12 protein-coding genes are annotated in these 18,536 nt (G+C 44.6%); 2 read left to right on the top strand and 10 right to left on the bottom strand.

Going from position 1 to position 18,536, the window contains the following annotated elements:
* Positions 1-5: 5 nt before the first annotated feature.
* A complete protein-coding gene (locus F8C82_RS06080; protein WP_151692658.1) occupies positions 6-1,037 on the bottom strand; it encodes a serine hydrolase domain-containing protein in 1,032 nt (343 codons plus the stop codon).
* A gap of 128 nt (positions 1,038-1,165) precedes the next feature.
* Between F8C82_RS06080 and F8C82_RS06075 the strand changes: the two genes are divergently transcribed.
* Positions 1,166-1,984 (top strand): O-methyltransferase, encoded by an 819-nt coding sequence (locus F8C82_RS06075; protein WP_151692657.1) that lies wholly within the window; start codon positions 1,166-1,168, stop codon positions 1,982-1,984.
* 17 nt (positions 1,985-2,001) lie between these two features.
* Here the strand turns inward: F8C82_RS06075 and F8C82_RS06070 are convergent, their stop codons facing one another.
* The 9 genes from F8C82_RS06070 to F8C82_RS06030 all read right to left on the bottom strand — a co-directional run bounded on the left by F8C82_RS06070 (position 2,002) and on the right by F8C82_RS06030 (position 13,113).
* Positions 2,002-2,526, bottom strand: a complete 525-nt coding sequence (locus F8C82_RS06070) for a class I SAM-dependent methyltransferase (RefSeq protein WP_262714042.1) — start codon at positions 2,524-2,526, stop codon at positions 2,002-2,004.
* Between the two features lie 302 nt (positions 2,527-2,828).
* The gene (locus tag F8C82_RS06065; protein WP_151692655.1) at positions 2,829-3,380 is read right to left on the bottom strand and encodes a hypothetical protein; all 552 of its coding nucleotides are present in this window, start codon (positions 3,378-3,380) and stop codon (positions 2,829-2,831) included.
* A 274-nt stretch (positions 3,381-3,654) separates the two neighbouring features.
* Entirely contained in the window at positions 3,655-4,263 is a 609-nt protein-coding gene (locus F8C82_RS06060) for a hypothetical protein (protein WP_151692654.1), read from the bottom strand.
* Positions 4,264-4,344: 81 nt separating this feature from the next.
* The gene (locus F8C82_RS06055; RefSeq protein WP_151692653.1) at positions 4,345-6,015 is read right to left on the bottom strand and encodes an RluA family pseudouridine synthase; all 1,671 of its coding nucleotides are present in this window, start codon (positions 6,013-6,015) and stop codon (positions 4,345-4,347) included.
* A gap of 108 nt (positions 6,016-6,123) precedes the next feature.
* A complete protein-coding gene (locus F8C82_RS06050) occupies positions 6,124-6,759 on the bottom strand; it encodes a carbonic anhydrase (RefSeq protein WP_151692652.1) in 636 nt (211 codons plus the stop codon).
* A gap of 51 nt (positions 6,760-6,810) precedes the next feature.
* On the bottom strand, positions 6,811-10,110 hold the full coding sequence (locus tag F8C82_RS06045; protein WP_151692651.1) for a DUF7948 domain-containing protein: 3,300 nt from the start codon (positions 10,108-10,110) through the stop codon (positions 6,811-6,813).
* Between the two features lie 70 nt (positions 10,111-10,180).
* Complete coding sequence (locus F8C82_RS06040; RefSeq protein ID WP_151692650.1) at positions 10,181-11,347, bottom strand: class I SAM-dependent methyltransferase; 1,167 nt, start codon at positions 11,345-11,347, stop codon at positions 10,181-10,183.
* A gap of 1 nt (position 11,348) precedes the next feature.
* Complete coding sequence (locus F8C82_RS06035; protein WP_151692649.1) at positions 11,349-12,446, bottom strand: AI-2E family transporter; 1,098 nt, start codon at positions 12,444-12,446, stop codon at positions 11,349-11,351.
* Complete coding sequence (locus tag F8C82_RS06030; protein WP_151692648.1) at positions 12,430-13,113, bottom strand: DUF4159 domain-containing protein; 684 nt, start codon at positions 13,111-13,113, stop codon at positions 12,430-12,432. Before F8C82_RS06030 ends, F8C82_RS06035 begins: the two co-directional genes overlap by 17 nt.
* Before the next feature lie 129 nt (positions 13,114-13,242).
* Here F8C82_RS06030 and F8C82_RS06025 point away from each other — a divergent pair, with 129 nt between their 5' ends.
* Positions 13,243-18,435 carry a PKD domain-containing protein gene (locus F8C82_RS06025; RefSeq protein WP_151692647.1) on the top strand — a complete coding sequence of 1,731 codons (5,193 nt, stop codon included), beginning with the start codon at positions 13,243-13,245 and terminating at the stop codon, positions 18,433-18,435.
* Positions 18,436-18,536: the final 101 nt, after the last annotated feature.

Raw genomic sequence — 18,536 nt, 5'->3', positions numbered from 1 at the left:
TCATGTTAGTTATCATGGTGGTCTTCAATGATGTCAACAATTCGATTCCAACTGATCTCGGACAAGTTCCAGTTGTATCCATGAAAGTTGGTGGTACTGGTGAATTGAACCACAACAGCATCTATTTCAGGGATGTACTTAGCAATACTTTGAAATCCTGGAACAAGTCCTGTGTGTTCTTTTGGGTAGAGGGATGAATAGAGTGATCGTTCTTCATCATCCTGAAATGCCTTTCCATTGTTGAGCGCACGGATGAACTTACCTACGTCTTCCGCAGTCGCCATCATTCCTGTTCGGTTGTACTTGAGGTCTTCTTTATAGCCCACGTGATAGCCACTCATGACGTCTTCCATGTCCACTTCCTCTAATGAGAAGTAGGTGTGATTTAACTGAAGTGGGGCTAGAATTTCACTCTGAATGAATTTGGAATGAGGATGGCCGAGCACTTTGTCCATGATTTCGCCCAGCAAGAGGTAGTTGGTGTTGCAGTATTCGTAGTCTGAATCCGGTGGGAATTGTGCGGGCAGATCGAGCACTAGCGCTAAATTTTCTTCAGAGGAGGATTTGGGATGCAACCAGTATCCTTCCGTATCGGTATAATTCGGGATTCCACTTCTGTGTTGGATAAGCATCTTCACGGTGATTTCATCGGCAAATTCAATTCGGCCACTGAGTTCGGGGAAGAAATCGGTGAGCTTATCATCCATCGACAAGAGTCCACGGCTTGCCATTTTAGTAAAGGCCAACGCACGATAGAGCTTACTAATACTGGCTAATTTGAAGAGTGCTTCAGGTTTGGCGGGGATAGAATCCTGCCGACTATGCAAGCCGGCGGTATACACATCAGGAGCCTCCCCAGCCACTTCTATATAAACGACAATGCCATCAAATCCCATATCTACCGCATCATCCACCTGCTCTTGAACAGAGGAGGGAAGAGGAGGTAACCACGCCTTTAGAATGGGCCAAGGGACGTAGAAGAGAGAGATGACCGTTCCGATGAAAAGAAGGGCGCGAAAGAGGTTTTTCTTTTTCATGAAAAGTAAAGATAGTTACTCGCAGTGGTATTGTGTAGTTGGCCTTCGTGTAGCAACCTAACCTTCGCTTTGGTCACCTGCTATTTTCACTACCTTCGCATGCCGTTTATCAAACCGACAAAAAGCCCATGTTTTACCACGTTAAGGCATACGTAAAGTATCAAACGAGAACACAAAAGTTGAAGGACATCAAATCTGATTTCATTCGAAATTTTGTATCGACTTGTTTCTACGATAAATCGAAGTATGTTGAATACGAAGAGCTTAAGAAATATCGCAAGTTCCTATTGAATCACAAGGGGACGGTAGATATGGTAGATTTTGGTGCGGGATCTCAAGTGTTTGATTCCAACATTCGAGAGATTAGTAAGGTGGCTAGAACGTCGGGTATATCAGCCAAGAATGCTGAATTGTTGTTTCGAGTTGTTCGTCATCTTCAGCCTTCTAGAATATTGGAAATTGGAACATCCTTGGGTTTGGCAACATCTGCACTTTCTATGGGGAATCCAAAGGCTCAATTGAAAACACTGGAAGGGTGTGCGAATACCCAATCGGTTCCAAGGGGTGCTTTTGAAAGCGATGAATTCTCTTTTGAAAGTGAACGAATCCACTTTGTAAACACAGAGTTTTCAAGCTATTTAAATACAGAGGAGGCCATCCGTGAACCTCTTGATTTCATTTATTTTGATGGGAATCACTCCAAGGAAGCCACTATTGCCTATTTCGATGCACTTCTTCCAACAGTGAATGATAATACGGTTTGGATATTCGACGACATTCATTGGTCGAAGGGGATGGAAGAATCTTGGGAGTACATCAAGGCACATCCCAAAGTGACATCGTCTATTGATGCTTTTCAATGGGGAATAGTATTCTTTATGCCCGATTTAGAAGGGGAGCGCTGCATCATCGATCCTCAACCGATGATGATTTCACGTGTGATGTAAGCTGAGAAAACCTAGAGTTAATCTAGCTTTTGAATCTTCGCAATCAATACGCCGTTTTCAGTAGATCCCTTCGCCAACTCCTTGTTTGTTCTATGATTGCTGTAAATTCTTCTCTTTACGGCATTCTCGAGATGCTTCTCTTCAAGCACATGGAAGTCGGAGAAATGATCTTGCAGAAAGCTCCAATTCAAGCATTGAGGTTCGGTGAAAGTGGGATACTTGTGAATGTCAACCACCAAGAGGAATAGTCCGCCGGGTTTCAATACGCGCTTAATCTCTTTGCAAGACTCTTCGATGTTCTTCACGTGATCTAGGGAGTTGAAAGAGCAGATCACATCAAAGTGATTATCGTCAAAAGGGATGTCTTCAACATACGCCTTCACATAGGTCATCTTGTGCTTGCTGGCTCCCATTTTGAGGTACTTTTCCGCTAGGGGATCTAAGCCGATTCTCTCTGTGGTCATATTTGCCCACTCCAAGGAACCACGAGGCCCGCAGCCAATATCCATGATTGCTTTACCCGTGTAAAACGACTCATCCAAGTCGAAGTAGGACGTATAGAACTCTTTGTAATGATCGTTTCTAAGTTGCTTGTCCGATCGTTGGGCTAACTTCCAGTAAACCAGTTCACAAAACTCTTTAACCTACTCAATACTTAGAGAACTTAAATTCATCGTGGTGTTGGGTAAAATGGGAATGAGAAACGCTTCGTTGTTATGGAGAAGATATTCTCGTCGAAAGTACTCGTTTTATTGAGGCTGGGCAATGGATATGTTCGAAATAGAAGTAAGGTGAGGTAAGACCAGAAGATGACAGTCGAGAAACCATTTAGTTGTCCAAGATCTTATTCTCTACACTTGACGATTCGTTTGAATTCGTGCATTGAGTGAGGAGCTCTTTCGAGGTAGAGTTGTTGAGCGTTGAGGAATTCTGGCTGAGTAATTTTATTGAAAGGATAGTTATTAATCTTCAACGTGTTCTCTTCAAAACGCAGCTCACTCGTGTACTTATGTCCAATGCTCTGTAGCTCTTCGAGGTCTTTTTGTGGAATGTGATAGATGCTATCCACCTTTAAATTTGCCACGATTTTAGTCCCCCTCTTGAGATCGGCTTTTAACTTCGTAATCTTCCATTCATTGTTCAATACGAGGATGATATACAGGCATATTACAGCCGTAACGATCAACGGTAGTGTTGGGCCGATTGAACTTAGCAAAGTTCCGTCGATGTCATCATACCCTAAAAAATCTGCTGGTATTTTCGAAATGAGCAGGAAGAATAGAAAGCCTCCAACAATAACTCCAAAGACAGAAACGGAGAAGATTCTCATGTTGGTTTGATAGATACGCTCCAGTTGACTTCGTTCTTGGAATGACATTTTTACTTCTTCGTTCATTTGTCAAACTCTGAATATCCACAATTTCCTAAGAAAGGGGGAGGTGGAGGAAAATCCACAGAGTAACTCGTGGTATCGTGTGATGCGAGCTGGAAGTAAACCCACTTTACCTTGTGACTCTTATGAAAACGTTCAAATGTGGTTGTCAACATCTCACACATCTCTTCATCAGTTACCCATGGTAATTGCTTCTGCCCTAAGAGAATTTGACTTGTTAGCAAAAGTAATATTACGAGTGGTCTAGTGATACGGAGACAATTTCGCATTTCTGTTCTCAATTTATATTCTGCAGCGACAATACGTATCTCATTTTTTCGAGCTCAATGCTCATCTGTAATGAACGGATCACTTGCATCGCTCGATCCAAAGGAAGATCTAAAAAAAGTTCTGTAGGCTCGATGTCGGCTGTATTGCTTAGAAATTCAAATTTGGATTGGAGTTCTTCTCCAAAGGGACTTTCGGGGTTGAGTTCGGTATAGGATGTGACAAATTTGGCTACCAAATGGAAGAATGTATGAATTCTTTGATTTTGGTTCAGATCGTCTCGGTAGAAATAGTGGTTAACATGAGCAATAGCGGGTAAATGCATATATGAACCTGTCTTTGGGTGAATACCTCCGCAATGTTCAATCAGACTCTGCTGGATATTCATAAGGGAGTCTTCTATCTCTTTAAAAAGCTGTAACACATGGCTGGGCGGCTGATCTAATTTTTCGATCAACTTTGCATTTATCTGCCTTAATTCAAAGAACTGACGATGAGAGAATAGTTCCGTTTTAATGGATATATCTCTCAAGGTATCTTTATTTGTGAGCATCTCACTACAGGAGGTTGGAAGAAGTAAAATCGAAAAGAGAACGAACTGAAAGAGTACGGTTTTCATCTTCGGTAGAGAGCTAATGGTTAATTCCCTTGAAGATACAAAGGATGTTAAAACCAGGAGTAGAAATGCGTTAAGCTCTTATTAGAACCCACTGGGTACATGAAGTTCAATTACTTCGTCTGTAATAGGGTGGACAAACTTTAGGTAGGCCGCATGAAGATGGAGTCGTTTGTCGTGCTTGCCATACAGATCATCGCCCACAATGGGAGTGTTTAATCCTTTCACGTGTGCAGCGTGAACTCGCAATTGATGGGTTCTTCCGGTAATGGGGTAGAAGTGTACCCGCGTTCTACCGTTTTCTTCTCTCACTTTTTCCCATCGGGTCAGTGCGGGTTTGCCATGCTCATAGCACACCAACTGCTGCGGACGATTGTCGAGGTCTACTCGCAATGGAAGTTCAATTTCTCCAGAATCGCGCGAAAGTGTGCCTTCTAACAGGGCCTCATATCGCTTGGAAATGGTTCGCTTAAGGAATTGAGATTGAAGCTTTTTATGTACTTTTTTCGTCTTGGCGACTAGCAGAAGTCCAGATGTAGACATGTCCAGACGGTGTACCAATAACGGTCCCGTCGCTTGTGGGTATCTGGCCTCCATACGGGTATAAACGGAATCGTAAACGCTTTTACCTGGAACGCTCAAGAAATCGGCGGGTTTGTTAACCACCACCAGATATGTGTCTTCGTAGACAATCTCAATATCTAGGATGTTTTCCGGCGTTTTGAGCATTGGGTTTTCCTCCACGTCCAAGCCGCGTAGCATGTGTCCTAATATCGGTTCACATTTGCTTCGGCAGGCAGGGTAGAATTGTTTGTGATTTCGAACCTCTGATTTTGGTGAAGCTCCCCACCAAAATTCACCCATTGCAATGGGAGTGAATCCATTCGCGAATGCGTAGTGCAAGAGTTTTGGAGCCGAACATTCACCTGCGCCCGCCACAGGAACTTGTTCCTTTTCTTCAAAAATCGAGAGCAGGCTTCGGGATTCCAACTTGGCGTTTAGAAAAGTGTAATCACTAAATAGTCGCTGTTGGAGTAGTGCCGACTTTTCTCTGCGTTGCTCCTTGATCGCTTCTATTTCGGCCGTATATTTATTTAGGTTCGCTTGTGCTTCCGTGCGCTTGTATTCCCAGTAGCGTTTGGCATCTTTGAGCGTGTACTGTTCCACCATGCTCTCTTCTGAAAGCTCTTGTACCAGTGTGGTGAATTCATCTTCAGCGAGCGTTTGCTCTGCTTCTTTTCTCCTTTGTTTTCTGCGAGCTTTTCCCTCTTTGATTTCACGCTTTAGACGCTCGATATCCTCCTCCGCTTTCTCCACTTGTGTACGCAAGAATTTTCGAGCTTCTGCGAGTTCAGGAGAGTTTTCCAGCTTTTCGAGCTTCACCGTTAGTTCGTGAATGGACTTTTCGCCTGTTTTGAAGTACCCGCTGGCATCGAGCATATCATAAACGGGAGGCACAAAACCTTTGTGGTGATTGCTATCAGCCATCTTGCCAGAGAATGCAGCCAGAAATCCCAATTCGCCACTCTGTGATTTCACAACAAGAACACCGAACATTTTACCGATGGCGGTTCCTGCGGCGTTTGTGTCTAGTCCGAAGTTGTGATTAAGCTCGCGAGAAGATAGGTCGGCTTGCAGTTGTTCTACAGCTAACTGTACAAGCGGATGTGGCTTGTAATAGAAGGGAAAGGTGAACTGCTCGGGTAGTTCAATGCCTTCCACAGATTTCTCAAACTTTCGAAAGTAGTGGCTCAATTCGTGCGGATTATGGCTGCAAAGTTCCACTTATTGTCTGAATTTGGAAAGTAGAGGAGATGACCTTTCTAAGAGCAAAAAAAAAGGAGAGCTATTGCTCTCCTTCGCTTAGTCGTTATTGTAGACAAACATTTCATCGAGATCTGCGCCACTAGATACGGTACAATCCATATCTCGAATCAAGCCATCAGCTACGTCGTATACCCAACCGTGGATGTACGGGTATTCACCCTCATTCCAACTTTCCTGGATAAATGGAATTCTGGCCATATTTTGGACTTGCTCCATAACGTTCAGTTCAACAAAACGTCTGAACTGATCTGCTTCATTGAGCTTAGCAAGTTCATTTTTGTGAAGACGTTTTACGTCTTTGATGTGGTTCAACCAACCATCAATGAATCCGATACTATCGTTACCCATGGCTGCTTTTACACCGCCACAACCGTAGTGACCACATACAATGATGTGTTTCACTTTTAGCACTTTTACAGCGTAAAATACAACCGACAACATGTTGGCATCTGAATGCACAACCATATTGGCAATATTTCGATGAACGAAGATGGAGCCAGGTGTAGTATCAGTGATTTCTGTAGCAGGAACACGGCTATCGGCACAACCAATCCAAAGAAATTCAGGACTTTGTCCTTCAGCTAATTCTTTGAAAAGTTCAGGGTGTTTCGCGTTTGTTTCCTCAACAAACTTGCGGTTCCCGGCCAATAGATTCTTGATTAAGTCTGCCATATCTATGGGTTCTAAATTTGAGGCAAGATAGTAAGCAAACGGTAATTCCAGCTATGGAAGAACGGTTACATAGCCTACTTTCGTTCCATCTTCGGAGATAAAGACATATGTATACGTGTCTTCCTTGATGTTGCCATCGCTGAAATTTCCCGACCAGAATTCTGCAAAGGGTTGCGTGGTTTCAAAAACCTCTTGACCCCATCTATTAAAGATGGTGAACTTGGTATTTTCCAAACATGTATTTCCCTTTAAGAGAAGTACGTCATTTATTCCGTCTCCATTAGGAGAGAAGGCGTTTGGAATGTAAATTCTATTGTCGATTCTCGTAATATCCAAGGTGAACGAATAGTCGAACTTCTGATTACAGACATCATCAATGATGGTGAGTTTTACGACCTGTACCCCTGAACGCGGCACTTTCCCTTTTGGGAACTTGGCGTATTCAATCGTGCCATCTTCCCATTCCCATTTGTAACGGTAATAGGATGAGTCGTTTTCGTACCAAACATCGAACTTTCCATTGTCGCAGGAGCTCGGTGTGATATGCACGATAGGTGCGGGGATATTGGTGTTGAAATTCACCACAACGGTAGCGGTATCGGCTTTGTCACAAACTGTGTCTTGAGCGATTAAGGTGATGGTATATCTACCTTCAGCCGGATAGGAATATGTAGTAGGAGAGGGGGTAAACTGACGCGTTCCATTGCCAAAATCCCAAATGTAATTGGTGGCCCGGCGACTATTGTTTTGCAGCTGGACGGTTCGCGATTGATCACACACAGTGTAACTTACGTCGAAGTCGGCCAATGGATCAATTCCCTGGGTGTGTGAAATACTCAAGTAGGCTGTATCACTAATGTCACAAATGGTATCTATGGCAATTAGACGGACGTTGTACGTTCCAAAATTGGTGTAGCTCACGTTGGGCTCTCGAGCGGTAGAGGTTTGTCCATTTCCAAAATCCCACTCGTAGACATTGGCATTTCTACTGCCGTTGGTGAATTGAACTTCGAGCGTGTTGCATATGGTATCTACATCGGAATCGTAGTCTACGTCAGCAGCTGCTTCAATGCTTACTTCAAAGTCGAACTTCACATTCCCCAGATTACAGTTGCTACTTCGATTGGTGGTACTGTAGGCTCCTGGGGTGACCGGAAAATCATTACTTCCGTTACAACCTGCACAAACTGCTTGGTAGATCTGTCCGTCTGGAGAAAAGCGACTCGTACCACCATCTACGTGTTCGTTGTTACTTCCCCCAAAGTAGGTGGAATAGCTCAGTGCGGTTGCATTGTAACTGAGTGACATAAAATAGAAATCACTGCCATCTGTGCTCGCTTGTGCGGCATCGGCAGTTATGGGCAAACCACCTGTACTTCCACCCAAGAATCCTGTGCTTCTATTGACTACTCCACCCCAACCACTCAAGAGGATATTCAAACAGTCGTCTACATTAAAGGCCGTTGGCACTAAACTCATTCCACCGTTGGTAGATCCAAAGGCGGTGCTAAAAATGGTAGTTGTGAGGGATGGGTTAAACTTGTGAATAAAGAGTCGGCTGTTGCCAAAGGTCCATGTTCCTTGCGTGATAGGGTAGTTTCCCAGCGTTTGACCAAAGACGTAAATCGCATTGTTCTTATCGATATCTACAAAGAAGCTCTGGTCATAAGAACTTGTCCCGAGGTATGTCGCGCTTTGAATATTTGCCGAGGCATCGAATCGAGCTAAAAAACCATCTGTTCCCCCGTTGTACGTTGGGTTGTATCCGTTTGCAGAACCCGGGAGTCCAGTGCTGGTTGTACCACCAGTAAAGTAAACATCTCCGTTATTCGCTACTTTGATGCCATACCCTTGATCGTCACCAGGGCCTCCATACATGGTGCTCCACAGGAAAGTGTTGGCATTTGGGCTGAGTTTAGTAATCCCCACATCGGCTCCTCCAGCATTTCCTCCAATGGTAGAGTTCACCAAAGGATAGTCGGCGCTCTGAGTAGAGGTGACGATGTAGATATTGTCGTTGGCATCTAATACGACTTCCCCACGACTGGCATCGCCGTAGTTTCGTTGAATTCGGGTGTTGGCTGCATCTCTTCCCGATCCACCGATATAGGAGGATCCCACCAAGTTTTGTCCGTTGGCACTTAAAATTGCAATGTATGCATCGGTTCCAATTGGGAAGCGAAAGTGATAATTGTTCGCGTCCTGTTGTTTGAAGGGATAGGTAACAGGTCCGCCTCCAAAAGTGGATTGGGCCGAATTGGCATTCGTAGGGAAATCGTTAGAGCCTGTAAGTCCGAAAACTACCAACTGGTTAGCACTATTTACAATCATGGAGTGCGGTTGATCACATTCGGCTCCTCCCAGATAGGTGGCATAGACCAGTGTTTTGCCATCTGAAGAGTACTTTGAAATAGTAGCGTCCGTGTAGGAGGCACCGCTGATTGGGCCGTTGTTGAACGACGGGTCAAATGAACCTGTATTGGTTGGATATCCTACTCCAAAGGTGATACCACCACCGTACAAGCTTCCATCAGGGCCGTAAGTTGCGGTGAATCCCCAATTGTCGGCCGAAGAGCCTGAGAACGTGGCAAAAACAATAACGGGGTCAATGACCAATTCATAGGAAGGATCGTATTCGCCTAATGTGAAGGACGCAATTCCGTCTGTCGACAATGAGAACTCGACTTCAACGTTAATGAGGTTTCCGTTGATTTCTTGATAGGCTACAGGTTTCCATTCTTCAATATCTCCAAAAGGAGCCTTGTAATGAAGTTGATCACCCACCAATTCCATGGTTGTACCCTCAACTCTCCATTGGATTTGTGAAGGGTCTCCTCCCGGTTTTACAACAAAGTCGTATTTGAAGTGATCGTCAGAAGAGTAGAGTCGATAGTCGGTATTGGGATAAAAATCCGCATACGTGACTACTCCATATAATGGAACATTAGCAGCCCACTTGTTAGGATCGTTGCCAATGAAATAGTTCGTATAATGATGAAAAGGGTAAGAGCCTTGTTTTACCGCATCTGAGTTGGCGTTGATGTATTGAACTCGATAGGCCACCTCTTGTATCTTCTCGAATGGAACAAGTGGACCATGATGATCTTCTTCACCATGAGAATGGTCCAATATGCGCTCAAGCTGATCTGGGTTTTGAATTCGTGCGCTGTACCCTCCATCTTCAAAAAAGAGAGCACCCGCTTTGAGTTTTAGTTTGAAGTCGAAGTCTTCTTCCCACTGCCCTTTGTTCCATTCAAAAGCAGCATGCGGACTCAAGTTCGAGGCACGGAACTGTGCACTCAAAACGAGCGGGGTCATCAAAACAAATAAGAGTAAATAGAACTTACGCATTATAACTAATGTACGATGGATTTGTCATTTAGCTGCCTGCTATACAATGAGCGTACCATTTGTTTGTGTTTCAGACCACTTTCGTCGCGTAAATGAAAACGGCATTTTTCCGATTTTCTGAGACGGCGAACAAAAAATCATCGTCGCTCTCACCGGCTTTTAGTCGTTTGCGAATCATCTCTGGTTTGTCGAAGTAATTACGCGTTACAATGCTCAATCGTTTGGGTAGGTTCTTTAATTTGAATGGCTTACCCGTTTCAATGATTTCAAATATTCTTCCCGGATACGCTGGCAACAGCTCGGAATGCGTGTAGAGTGGGACGTTATTCATAACGCGACACAATCCGTGTTTATATGCGTAGTGATCCGATAATCCGGCCTTATTCAAGGCAGCAGATGGATCGTATAAATATTTTCCCCAACTCTTAGCTTGTTCTGGTTTTTCTCCGAGGTCACTTCTTTTTGCGGTATATGACCACTCTCTACCATGGGCCAATTCTGCAGCCGTAATGGAAAGGTCGGTGGAATTAGTTTTGGAAGAAGTAGTGACAATCTCTTTGACTTCTCCTTTTTTGGCCAAGACTTCAATTTTATAGACGTAGGGAAGTTCCAATTCTATAACTCGCAAATCGAAGAGAGGGGAGAGTTTCATCTTCACATGCGTTGCAATTTCATGGATTTGCTTCCAAATGCTTGGCACGTCTGGAAGCATTCGGTGTAGAGCGACCGCTTTAGAGCCGCCTTCTGTTTTTCGGGAAGGGTCGAGGTAAATCCAATCGTATTTTTCCGTGCAACTTGCGACAAACTCTTCGGCGGTACAGATGTGAAATTCGTGGGGAATGCCGAGAGTTTGTAGGTTGTACGACGTGCGTTTGGCCAATTCTGAATTGGGGTCAACAGCAGTGAAAGTATCTGCTTTCCCTCCCATTTTCCAACCATCGATCCCCGAACCAGCGGTGAGGTCTAACAGCCTGCCAATGACGTCTTGTGCTTTGTATTCCGCTGTTTCTGTATTGCTGGCCTGAGCCAAGTTTGAAGCAGGAGGAAGAAAGAGGTCAAACCGTTCAGCCCATTCTGGAACTTTGTCGGCCAGGCGTTTTCTGGCATCCATCTGTTCAATGAGCGATTTTGTCTTCTCTCGATCTTCAGCTTTCACTCTTAGAATGATATCCGCAGGACGTGTGTGTTCGTTCTTCTGAATGAAGTCACGGAGTTCATCCGGTGAGAATGGCAGCATTCTAGGCGTTTTTACTTAAGGTCTCAATGAACTTTACATTCACTTTAGATTCCTTAGCAATGATTCTGAGTACGGAGTAAAGAGGCACAGCAATCACCATTCCCGCAATTCCTGCTAATGTTCCTGCAATGGAAATCACAATGAATATTTCGAGTGGGTGTGCGTTGATGCTGTTTGAAAAGATCAGTGGTTGGGATACGATGTTGTCCAACAATTGGATAATGATAAACACCATCAGAATCTTTCCAGAAGTCAGTAGGATATCTATACTAGGATCAATGGCCAACTCTTGTCCTAAGCCAAGCACAAGTCCGAAACCAATTCCAATAATGGGTCCGATGTAAGGAATGACATTCATCGTGGCTGCAAATAGTGCAATGACCACCGCATTTTCGATTCCTATCAAACTTAGACCAAGGTAGACCAATGTGAAGATAACCGACAATTGAATGGTTAAACCGATGAAGTAACGTGTGAGAGTTTTCTTCACCTTTGGGATAACTGATTCTACACTTTTCGTGTATTTCGCGTTCACAAAATTCTCGATGAACGCATCTGCCAAGCGTTCCTCTTTTAAGAAAAAGAAGAGGATGAAAATGATAGAGAAGATTGCAATTCCAACATTGCCTAGTCCGCCAACCAAAGTTCCAAAAGTGGAACGAATGGTGTGTAGGTTGAATATTTCCGCCAGGGATTCTCGCAAATCAGATTCAGAGACTTCTGGCAAAATATTCCAATCCTGCATCAGCGTTTGTACCGAAGTGATGCTTCCCTCAAAATGCTTGAAAACCGAGTTGTAATCGATTTTGGAAAGCATAGTGATTTCACTCACCAATTCTGGTATGAGAAGAGAAGCTCCTCCAACTATAATGCCTGCAAAAATGATGATGGTAAGAATGGAGCAAATCCAAAGGGGCAAACGGAATTTACCAATTTGGAGCTTGTGTAGGTTTCGAACAATGGGCTTACCCATCACGGTTAGAATGGCTCCAACCACAAGGTAGACCAGCATTCCTCTTACGGTATATACCAGCCAAGCGATGGCCGCCCAAAAGAGGAGTTGAAATACCGATTTTACGAGCTCAGTGGTTTTGAACATAGACTGCACCGTTAAAAGCGTAAGATATCAAATTCGCACCCATTTTCAGCGCTTTTTGTCGAAGGGGAGCAGGGTCGTTATGCACTTCAGGATCTTCCCATCCATCGCCCAAATCACTTTCAAAGGAATAGAAGACTGCCAGTCGACCTTCAATGAAAATACCAAAGGCTTGCGGGGATCCACCATCGTGTTCGTGAACTTTAGGCAATCCTTCAGGTAGGTCGAAAGGTTGGTGGAAAATGGGATGATCTGCGGCAATTTCACGCAATTCGTTGTTGGGAAAAAGTTGCTGTAGTTGAATGCGGACGTACTTGTCCATTCCATAATTGTCATCGATGTGGAGAAAGCCACCAGCATTCAGCCAATTTCGCAAGTTTTCTCGCTCTTGATTGTTCCACTCAACGTTGCCGTGACCCGTCATGTGCACGAACGGGTAGTTGAATAGGTCTTGAGATCCGGCCTCTACGGTTTGATAAGATTTATTCAAATCTATCGATAACTCATTTGAACAGAATTCTATCAAGTTGGTAAGGGCTGTTGGATTGGCATACCAATCCCCACCTCCACGGTACTTGAGCACGGCAATTTCATACTGACTAGGTTTGAAAGAGCAGAGAAATAAGGCAGAGAATATGCCTATAGCGGCAACGAAGTGCTTTTTCTTCATAGAGGTAAAGGTAAAAATAGCAACGGATACATGGAGTAATTGGTGTAGGGATTTACTTACCTTATACTCAGTGGGGCAACCTTAGTGTATTGACAGTCCGTATATTAGAACGATCTAAACTACTAGCCTGTGAAAACAATATTACTATCCGTTTTCTTACTCTTTACCGTCGCATTGCATTCTCAATGTATAGAGTCACTCCCATTTACGGAAAGTTTTAGCTCAACAGATTGGGCTATTCCCTCTACCAGTCCGAATGCAGGTTCCATTGATGCCTGCTGGAGTAGAGATGGCATCACCGATCTCTATTGGCGTCCCAATCAAGGGACAACCCCATTGCCAAACACGGGCCCCCTTGGAGATCATACTACGGGAACAGGCAAGTATGTTTTCTTAGAACACAGTGGCGTATTCAATTCAAAAACTCAAGCGAGTTTAATCACCACCTGGGTAGATTTATCGGGAGCCATCAATCCACAGCTGAGATATTGGCGTCACATGTATGGATTTGGAGTGGGTTCTTTAATTGTTCAAGTTCAAGCCTATGGTTCTAGCACGTGGAGTACGCTAGGAAGTACAACTGGGATTACTCATAATAGTTATTCCGATCCATGGACGGAAGGCGTACAATCCCTTACTACTTACTTAAATGATACCGTAAGATTCCGCTTTGTAGGGAGTCGCTTGGGTTCAGTTACACAATGCAATATCGCATTGGATGATATTACAGTGATTGATGCAAACGGATGTAGTACCCCAAACAACCTAAACGTGCAATTGAGAACCCAAACATCGGTTACTCTCAATTGGTTTTCAACGAACACAACTGGTGCATTGATCAAGTATTTTAAGGTGTCTGGCGGATCCGTTACACCCACCGTGGTGAATGCGGGAATATCCGGTCCTTATACCGTAACGGGATTAGACCCAGGAACGGAATATGGATTTTATGTAAGAGATAGCTGTGGGGTAGGCAACGTGGGGCCATGGCATGGCCCTATTTTCACCAATACCCTGTGTGGATTGATCAGCGCACCATGGACGGAAGGATTTGAGGGACCAGCCTTTGTACCATCGTCTTCTACCACACAGGTAGGGTCCATTCATCCATGTTGGATTCGAACTCCAAGTACCCCCTCACCCTATGTATGGGTTCCGGGACCCAATGCCGTTATTTTTACACAATCAGGACCATCAACAGGGCACAATTCGTCCAAGTGGATGATGTGTGATCGGACCAGTTTCTCGAGCACTTCTCTTTCTGCATCCTTTCGTTCACCACATATTGATCTATCAACCTTAACCAACCCAGAGTTGCGCTATTGGTACCACATGTATGGAGCCAACATCGATCGTTTAGAGGTTGAAATCAATACAGGAACAGGGGGCTGGCAGTTGCTTCAAACCATTTCAGGCCAGCAGCAATTCAGCAAAACAGACCCTTGGATTGAAGAGGCTATTTCGTTGAGTGCTTATGCCAATCAAACAGTCTTCCTCCGATTCAAAGGCTATAACAATGGAAATACATTCTTGGCCAACATTGCTATAGACGATGTGAGCATTGATGAAGCTCCTCCATGTCCTCGTCCCAATCCATTCACTTTAACCTCTCAAACTAGCACCACAGCTACTTTCTCTTTCACCTCGGGAGGTACTTCACCATGGCAGGTTGAGTATGGTGCACCTGGCTTTTCTCCAGGATCGGGAACTCTGCAAAATGTGACATCTAATCCATTTACACTTACAGGTTTAACGCCACAAACTACTTATGACGTGTACATGAGAGATACATGTGGTGCAATAGGAGTAAGTTTATGGACTGGCCCTCTGTCGGTTACCACAGAATGTGCCCCTTCCAGTGCTCCATTTTCCGAAGGTTTTGAGGGAAGTTCATTTACACCAGGTTCTTTTGGTGTTCAAGGTGGACTCGACCCATGTTGGAGTGCGAGTAGCGATCAGACCGGATATTATTGGACACCTTCACCTCCTTCTTTTATCAACTTTGCTAGTGGTCCAAATACCGCGCACAGTGGTAGTGACTACATGTACACGGATGGTGGTTTTATTCCGGGGGCAAGTGATACCGCGGTATTGACTTCACCTCTCATCGACTTGACTCCATTGACCAATCCAGAGCTTACATTCTGGTATCACATGTTTGGGCCTCAAATTAATAGTCTAAAAGTTCAAGTTTTCGACGGAACTTCTTGGTTAACAGAGTGGAGTGTTTCAGGCCAGCAACACAATTCTAAGTCGGCTGCGTGGTTAGAGGCAACTGTAGACCTTACTTCTTATGCAGGGTCTACCATTCAAATTCGCTTTGTAGGAAAGCGGAGCAGTGCAACGGGTGATGATTTGCGTATTGCCATTGATGATGTTGATATTCATGAACAGCCACCTTGTCCTAAGGTTACAGGGTTCAGTTTTATCGGTAAATCTCAAACCAGTATCAATTTAGTATGGAATGTAGCATCGGGTACCAATTGGATTATTGAATACGGTTACCAAGGATTTTCTCCGGGATCGGGAACAGTGATTACGGGCGTTACCGGCTCTCCATATAACGTGACCGGACTCAGCCCTTCCACGGCTTACGATTTCTACATTACCCGAGATTGTGGTACCAATGGAACGAGTGATGTGACGGGGCCCCTCACCGTGAGCACTGTGTGTGGACCAGTCGCCGCGCCGTTTGTAGAAACCTTTGAATCGCCAGGATGGGTGAAGGGAACTTTCTTTCCTGATCTTGGCTCGTTGGAGCCTTGTTGGACCCGATCAGACACTACAAGCTTTATTTGGTCGGTAGAGAATTTGAATACTTTCCCCAATAATTCAGGTCCAGATGGCGATCACACCACAGGGAGTGGAAACTACATGTACACCGACTTCCGGAGTACGGCCAATGTCAGTACGTTCTTGCAAATGCCAAATATTGACTTGTCTCCACTAGATACGCCGGAACTTCGCTTTTTCTATCACATGTATGGAGCGGCCATCGACCATCTCAAAGTCCAAGTGAAAACGGCTTCATCGAGTTGGACTGATGTTTGGAGTAGAAATGGGCAACAGCAGACAAGCAGCTCAGCCTCGTTTAATCAGGCCATCTTGAACCTGTCGGCCTACCGTGGGCAAATCGTCATGATCCGTTTTGTTGGTCAGCGTTTGACCTCAGGTTTCACCAATTCTGAAATCGCAATAGATGATATCAGCATAGATGAGAAGCCGCAATGTCCCGCGCCATCGGGGTTGACGACTACACCAGTAGGTGTGAGCGCAATACAGCTCTCGTGGACAGCCGGAGGGGGAGCCTCAACTCAAATTGAATATGGACCTCAGGGATTTTCTCCGGGAAGTGGAACCTTAGTTAACGCTCCCAATAATCCGTTCATTGTTACCGGGTTATCTGCCAATACAGCCTATGATTTCTATGTTCGCGACAGTTGTGGTACAGGGGGTGTAAGCTGGGCAAATGGACCAGTTTCGGGAACAACTTACCCATGTGCTGATGCGTGTTTATACGAGCTTATATTGTCTGATTTGAACAATGACGGATGGAATGCAGGGGGACTTAACGGACTTCACGTTCTAGAAGTGACGGTGGATGGAACCACAACGGATTACACGCTGACATCAGGAAGTCTCAAGTCGTTTTTAGTTCCCATTTGTAACAACCAGCCGTTTAGTCTTAAGTTTACTAACAACGGTTTCTTGAGCAATCAATGTGGAATTATTTTCAAGGATCCGAGTGGAGCTACCCTTTATTCGAGGAATCCAAGCAACGCTGTACTTGGAACGGCAGTTTTGTATTCAGACACGGGGAGTTGTACAACGGTTTGTCCAGATCCCGTAGGTCTTACCGCAAATAACATCACGCCAATTTCAGCAGATATTCTTTGGAGTTCCATTTCAGGAGATGCGCGCATAGCTTATGGCCCAGTAGGATTTACGCCGGGAACGCCCTATCAAACTGGATTAGCTACGAGTTATACGCTTACAGGTTTAACACCAGGAACTACGTATGATGTCTATGTTCAAGATACGTGTACCAATGGGTTAGTAAGTGGTTGGGTTGGACCGTTGAGGTTTACAACCCTGAACTGTAATCCACCATCAGCTGCATTTACAGCAACGGCCAGTGGTCTTGTTGCCACATTCGATGGTTCGTCAAGTAGCTCGAACGTAACAACCCACACTTGGTATTACGGGGATGGCAATTCGGGAGGCGGTATGAGTAATGCGCATACCTATAGTTCGCCAGGAATTTATCAAGTCGTTCTAGTGGTTTCTAATCCATGTGGAATTCTCGATAGTGCGCTTCAAACTCTTGTGGTATGTGGTACTCCAACGGCGGCATTTACTTCTAATAAATCGGGATTGAATATCAGTCTAGATGCTAGTTCGTCCACCGGTATAGGAATGAGCTACGCATGGGATTTTGGAGATGGAAATACTGGAACGGGGTTGACCACCACTCATGTGTATGCAGCAGCAGGTAACTACAGCGTTCGGTTGATTGTTACCGATACGTGTGGTTCAGATGACACCTCCATCGTAGCCTATACCATCTGTGCTCCAACACTGCCTGTGATCACCTATACCACGACGGGGATGACCGTAAACTTCGACGGTTCTGGATCCGTGAATGCACTTACATATGATTGGTATTTTGGAGATGGAAATTCAGGAACTGGAGTGAATCCATCCCATACCTATGCCTTGAATCAGAATTATACCGTAACTCTCACCATAACAAACGCTTGTGGCGATACGTCTTTAACCGATACTGTTATAGCACTGTGTACAGAGCCCATTGCGAAGTGGACTTACAATATCATCAGTTCTGGAGGCAGTGGTATGCTTGTCCAGTTTGATGGAACAGCGAGTATTGGTACTACTTACAATTGGGATTTTGGAGACGGAGGTACTGCTTCAGGCACCAACTTCCCAACGCATACCTATACCACTCCAGGCCTCTTTTATTGGGTAACTTTGATTGTAGGGAATGATTGTTCCGACAGCGATACCATGCGATATAAGCTCAATCAGATAGGCTTAGAGGAAGTGGATAACGATGAGCATTCCATATCACTTTATCCAAACCCTAGTTCAGGTTCATTTACATTGAAGTTCGATAATCCAAGTCAAGGGAGAGTAGTAGTCAATCTTCTCGATGTTGGCGGTAAATCGATGATTCAGGACTTGCCAATGGAAGATCAATCTGAAAGTGAGTTCCGCGTTCAAGTGGTTGTTCCACCAGGAGTGTACATGTTACAGATCGTTATGGCGGATCGAATCCATTATAAACGATTAGTGATTCAGTGATAAATCAAAACGCCTCTGTACAGAGGCGTTTTTTTATGGAATAAGTTACTGTTGAATACTCGGGGTAAAAATGCGCCTTCTTTTTGGCTTCGTTCCCTATA

Origin of the sequence: Phaeocystidibacter marisrubri (assembly GCF_008933165.1) — a bacterium.
Lineage (GTDB): Bacteria > Bacteroidota > Bacteroidia > Flavobacteriales > Schleiferiaceae > Phaeocystidibacter > Phaeocystidibacter marisrubri.
The sequence above is the reverse complement of the archived record's forward strand: the minus strand, read 5'-3'. Positions and strand labels throughout refer to the sequence as shown.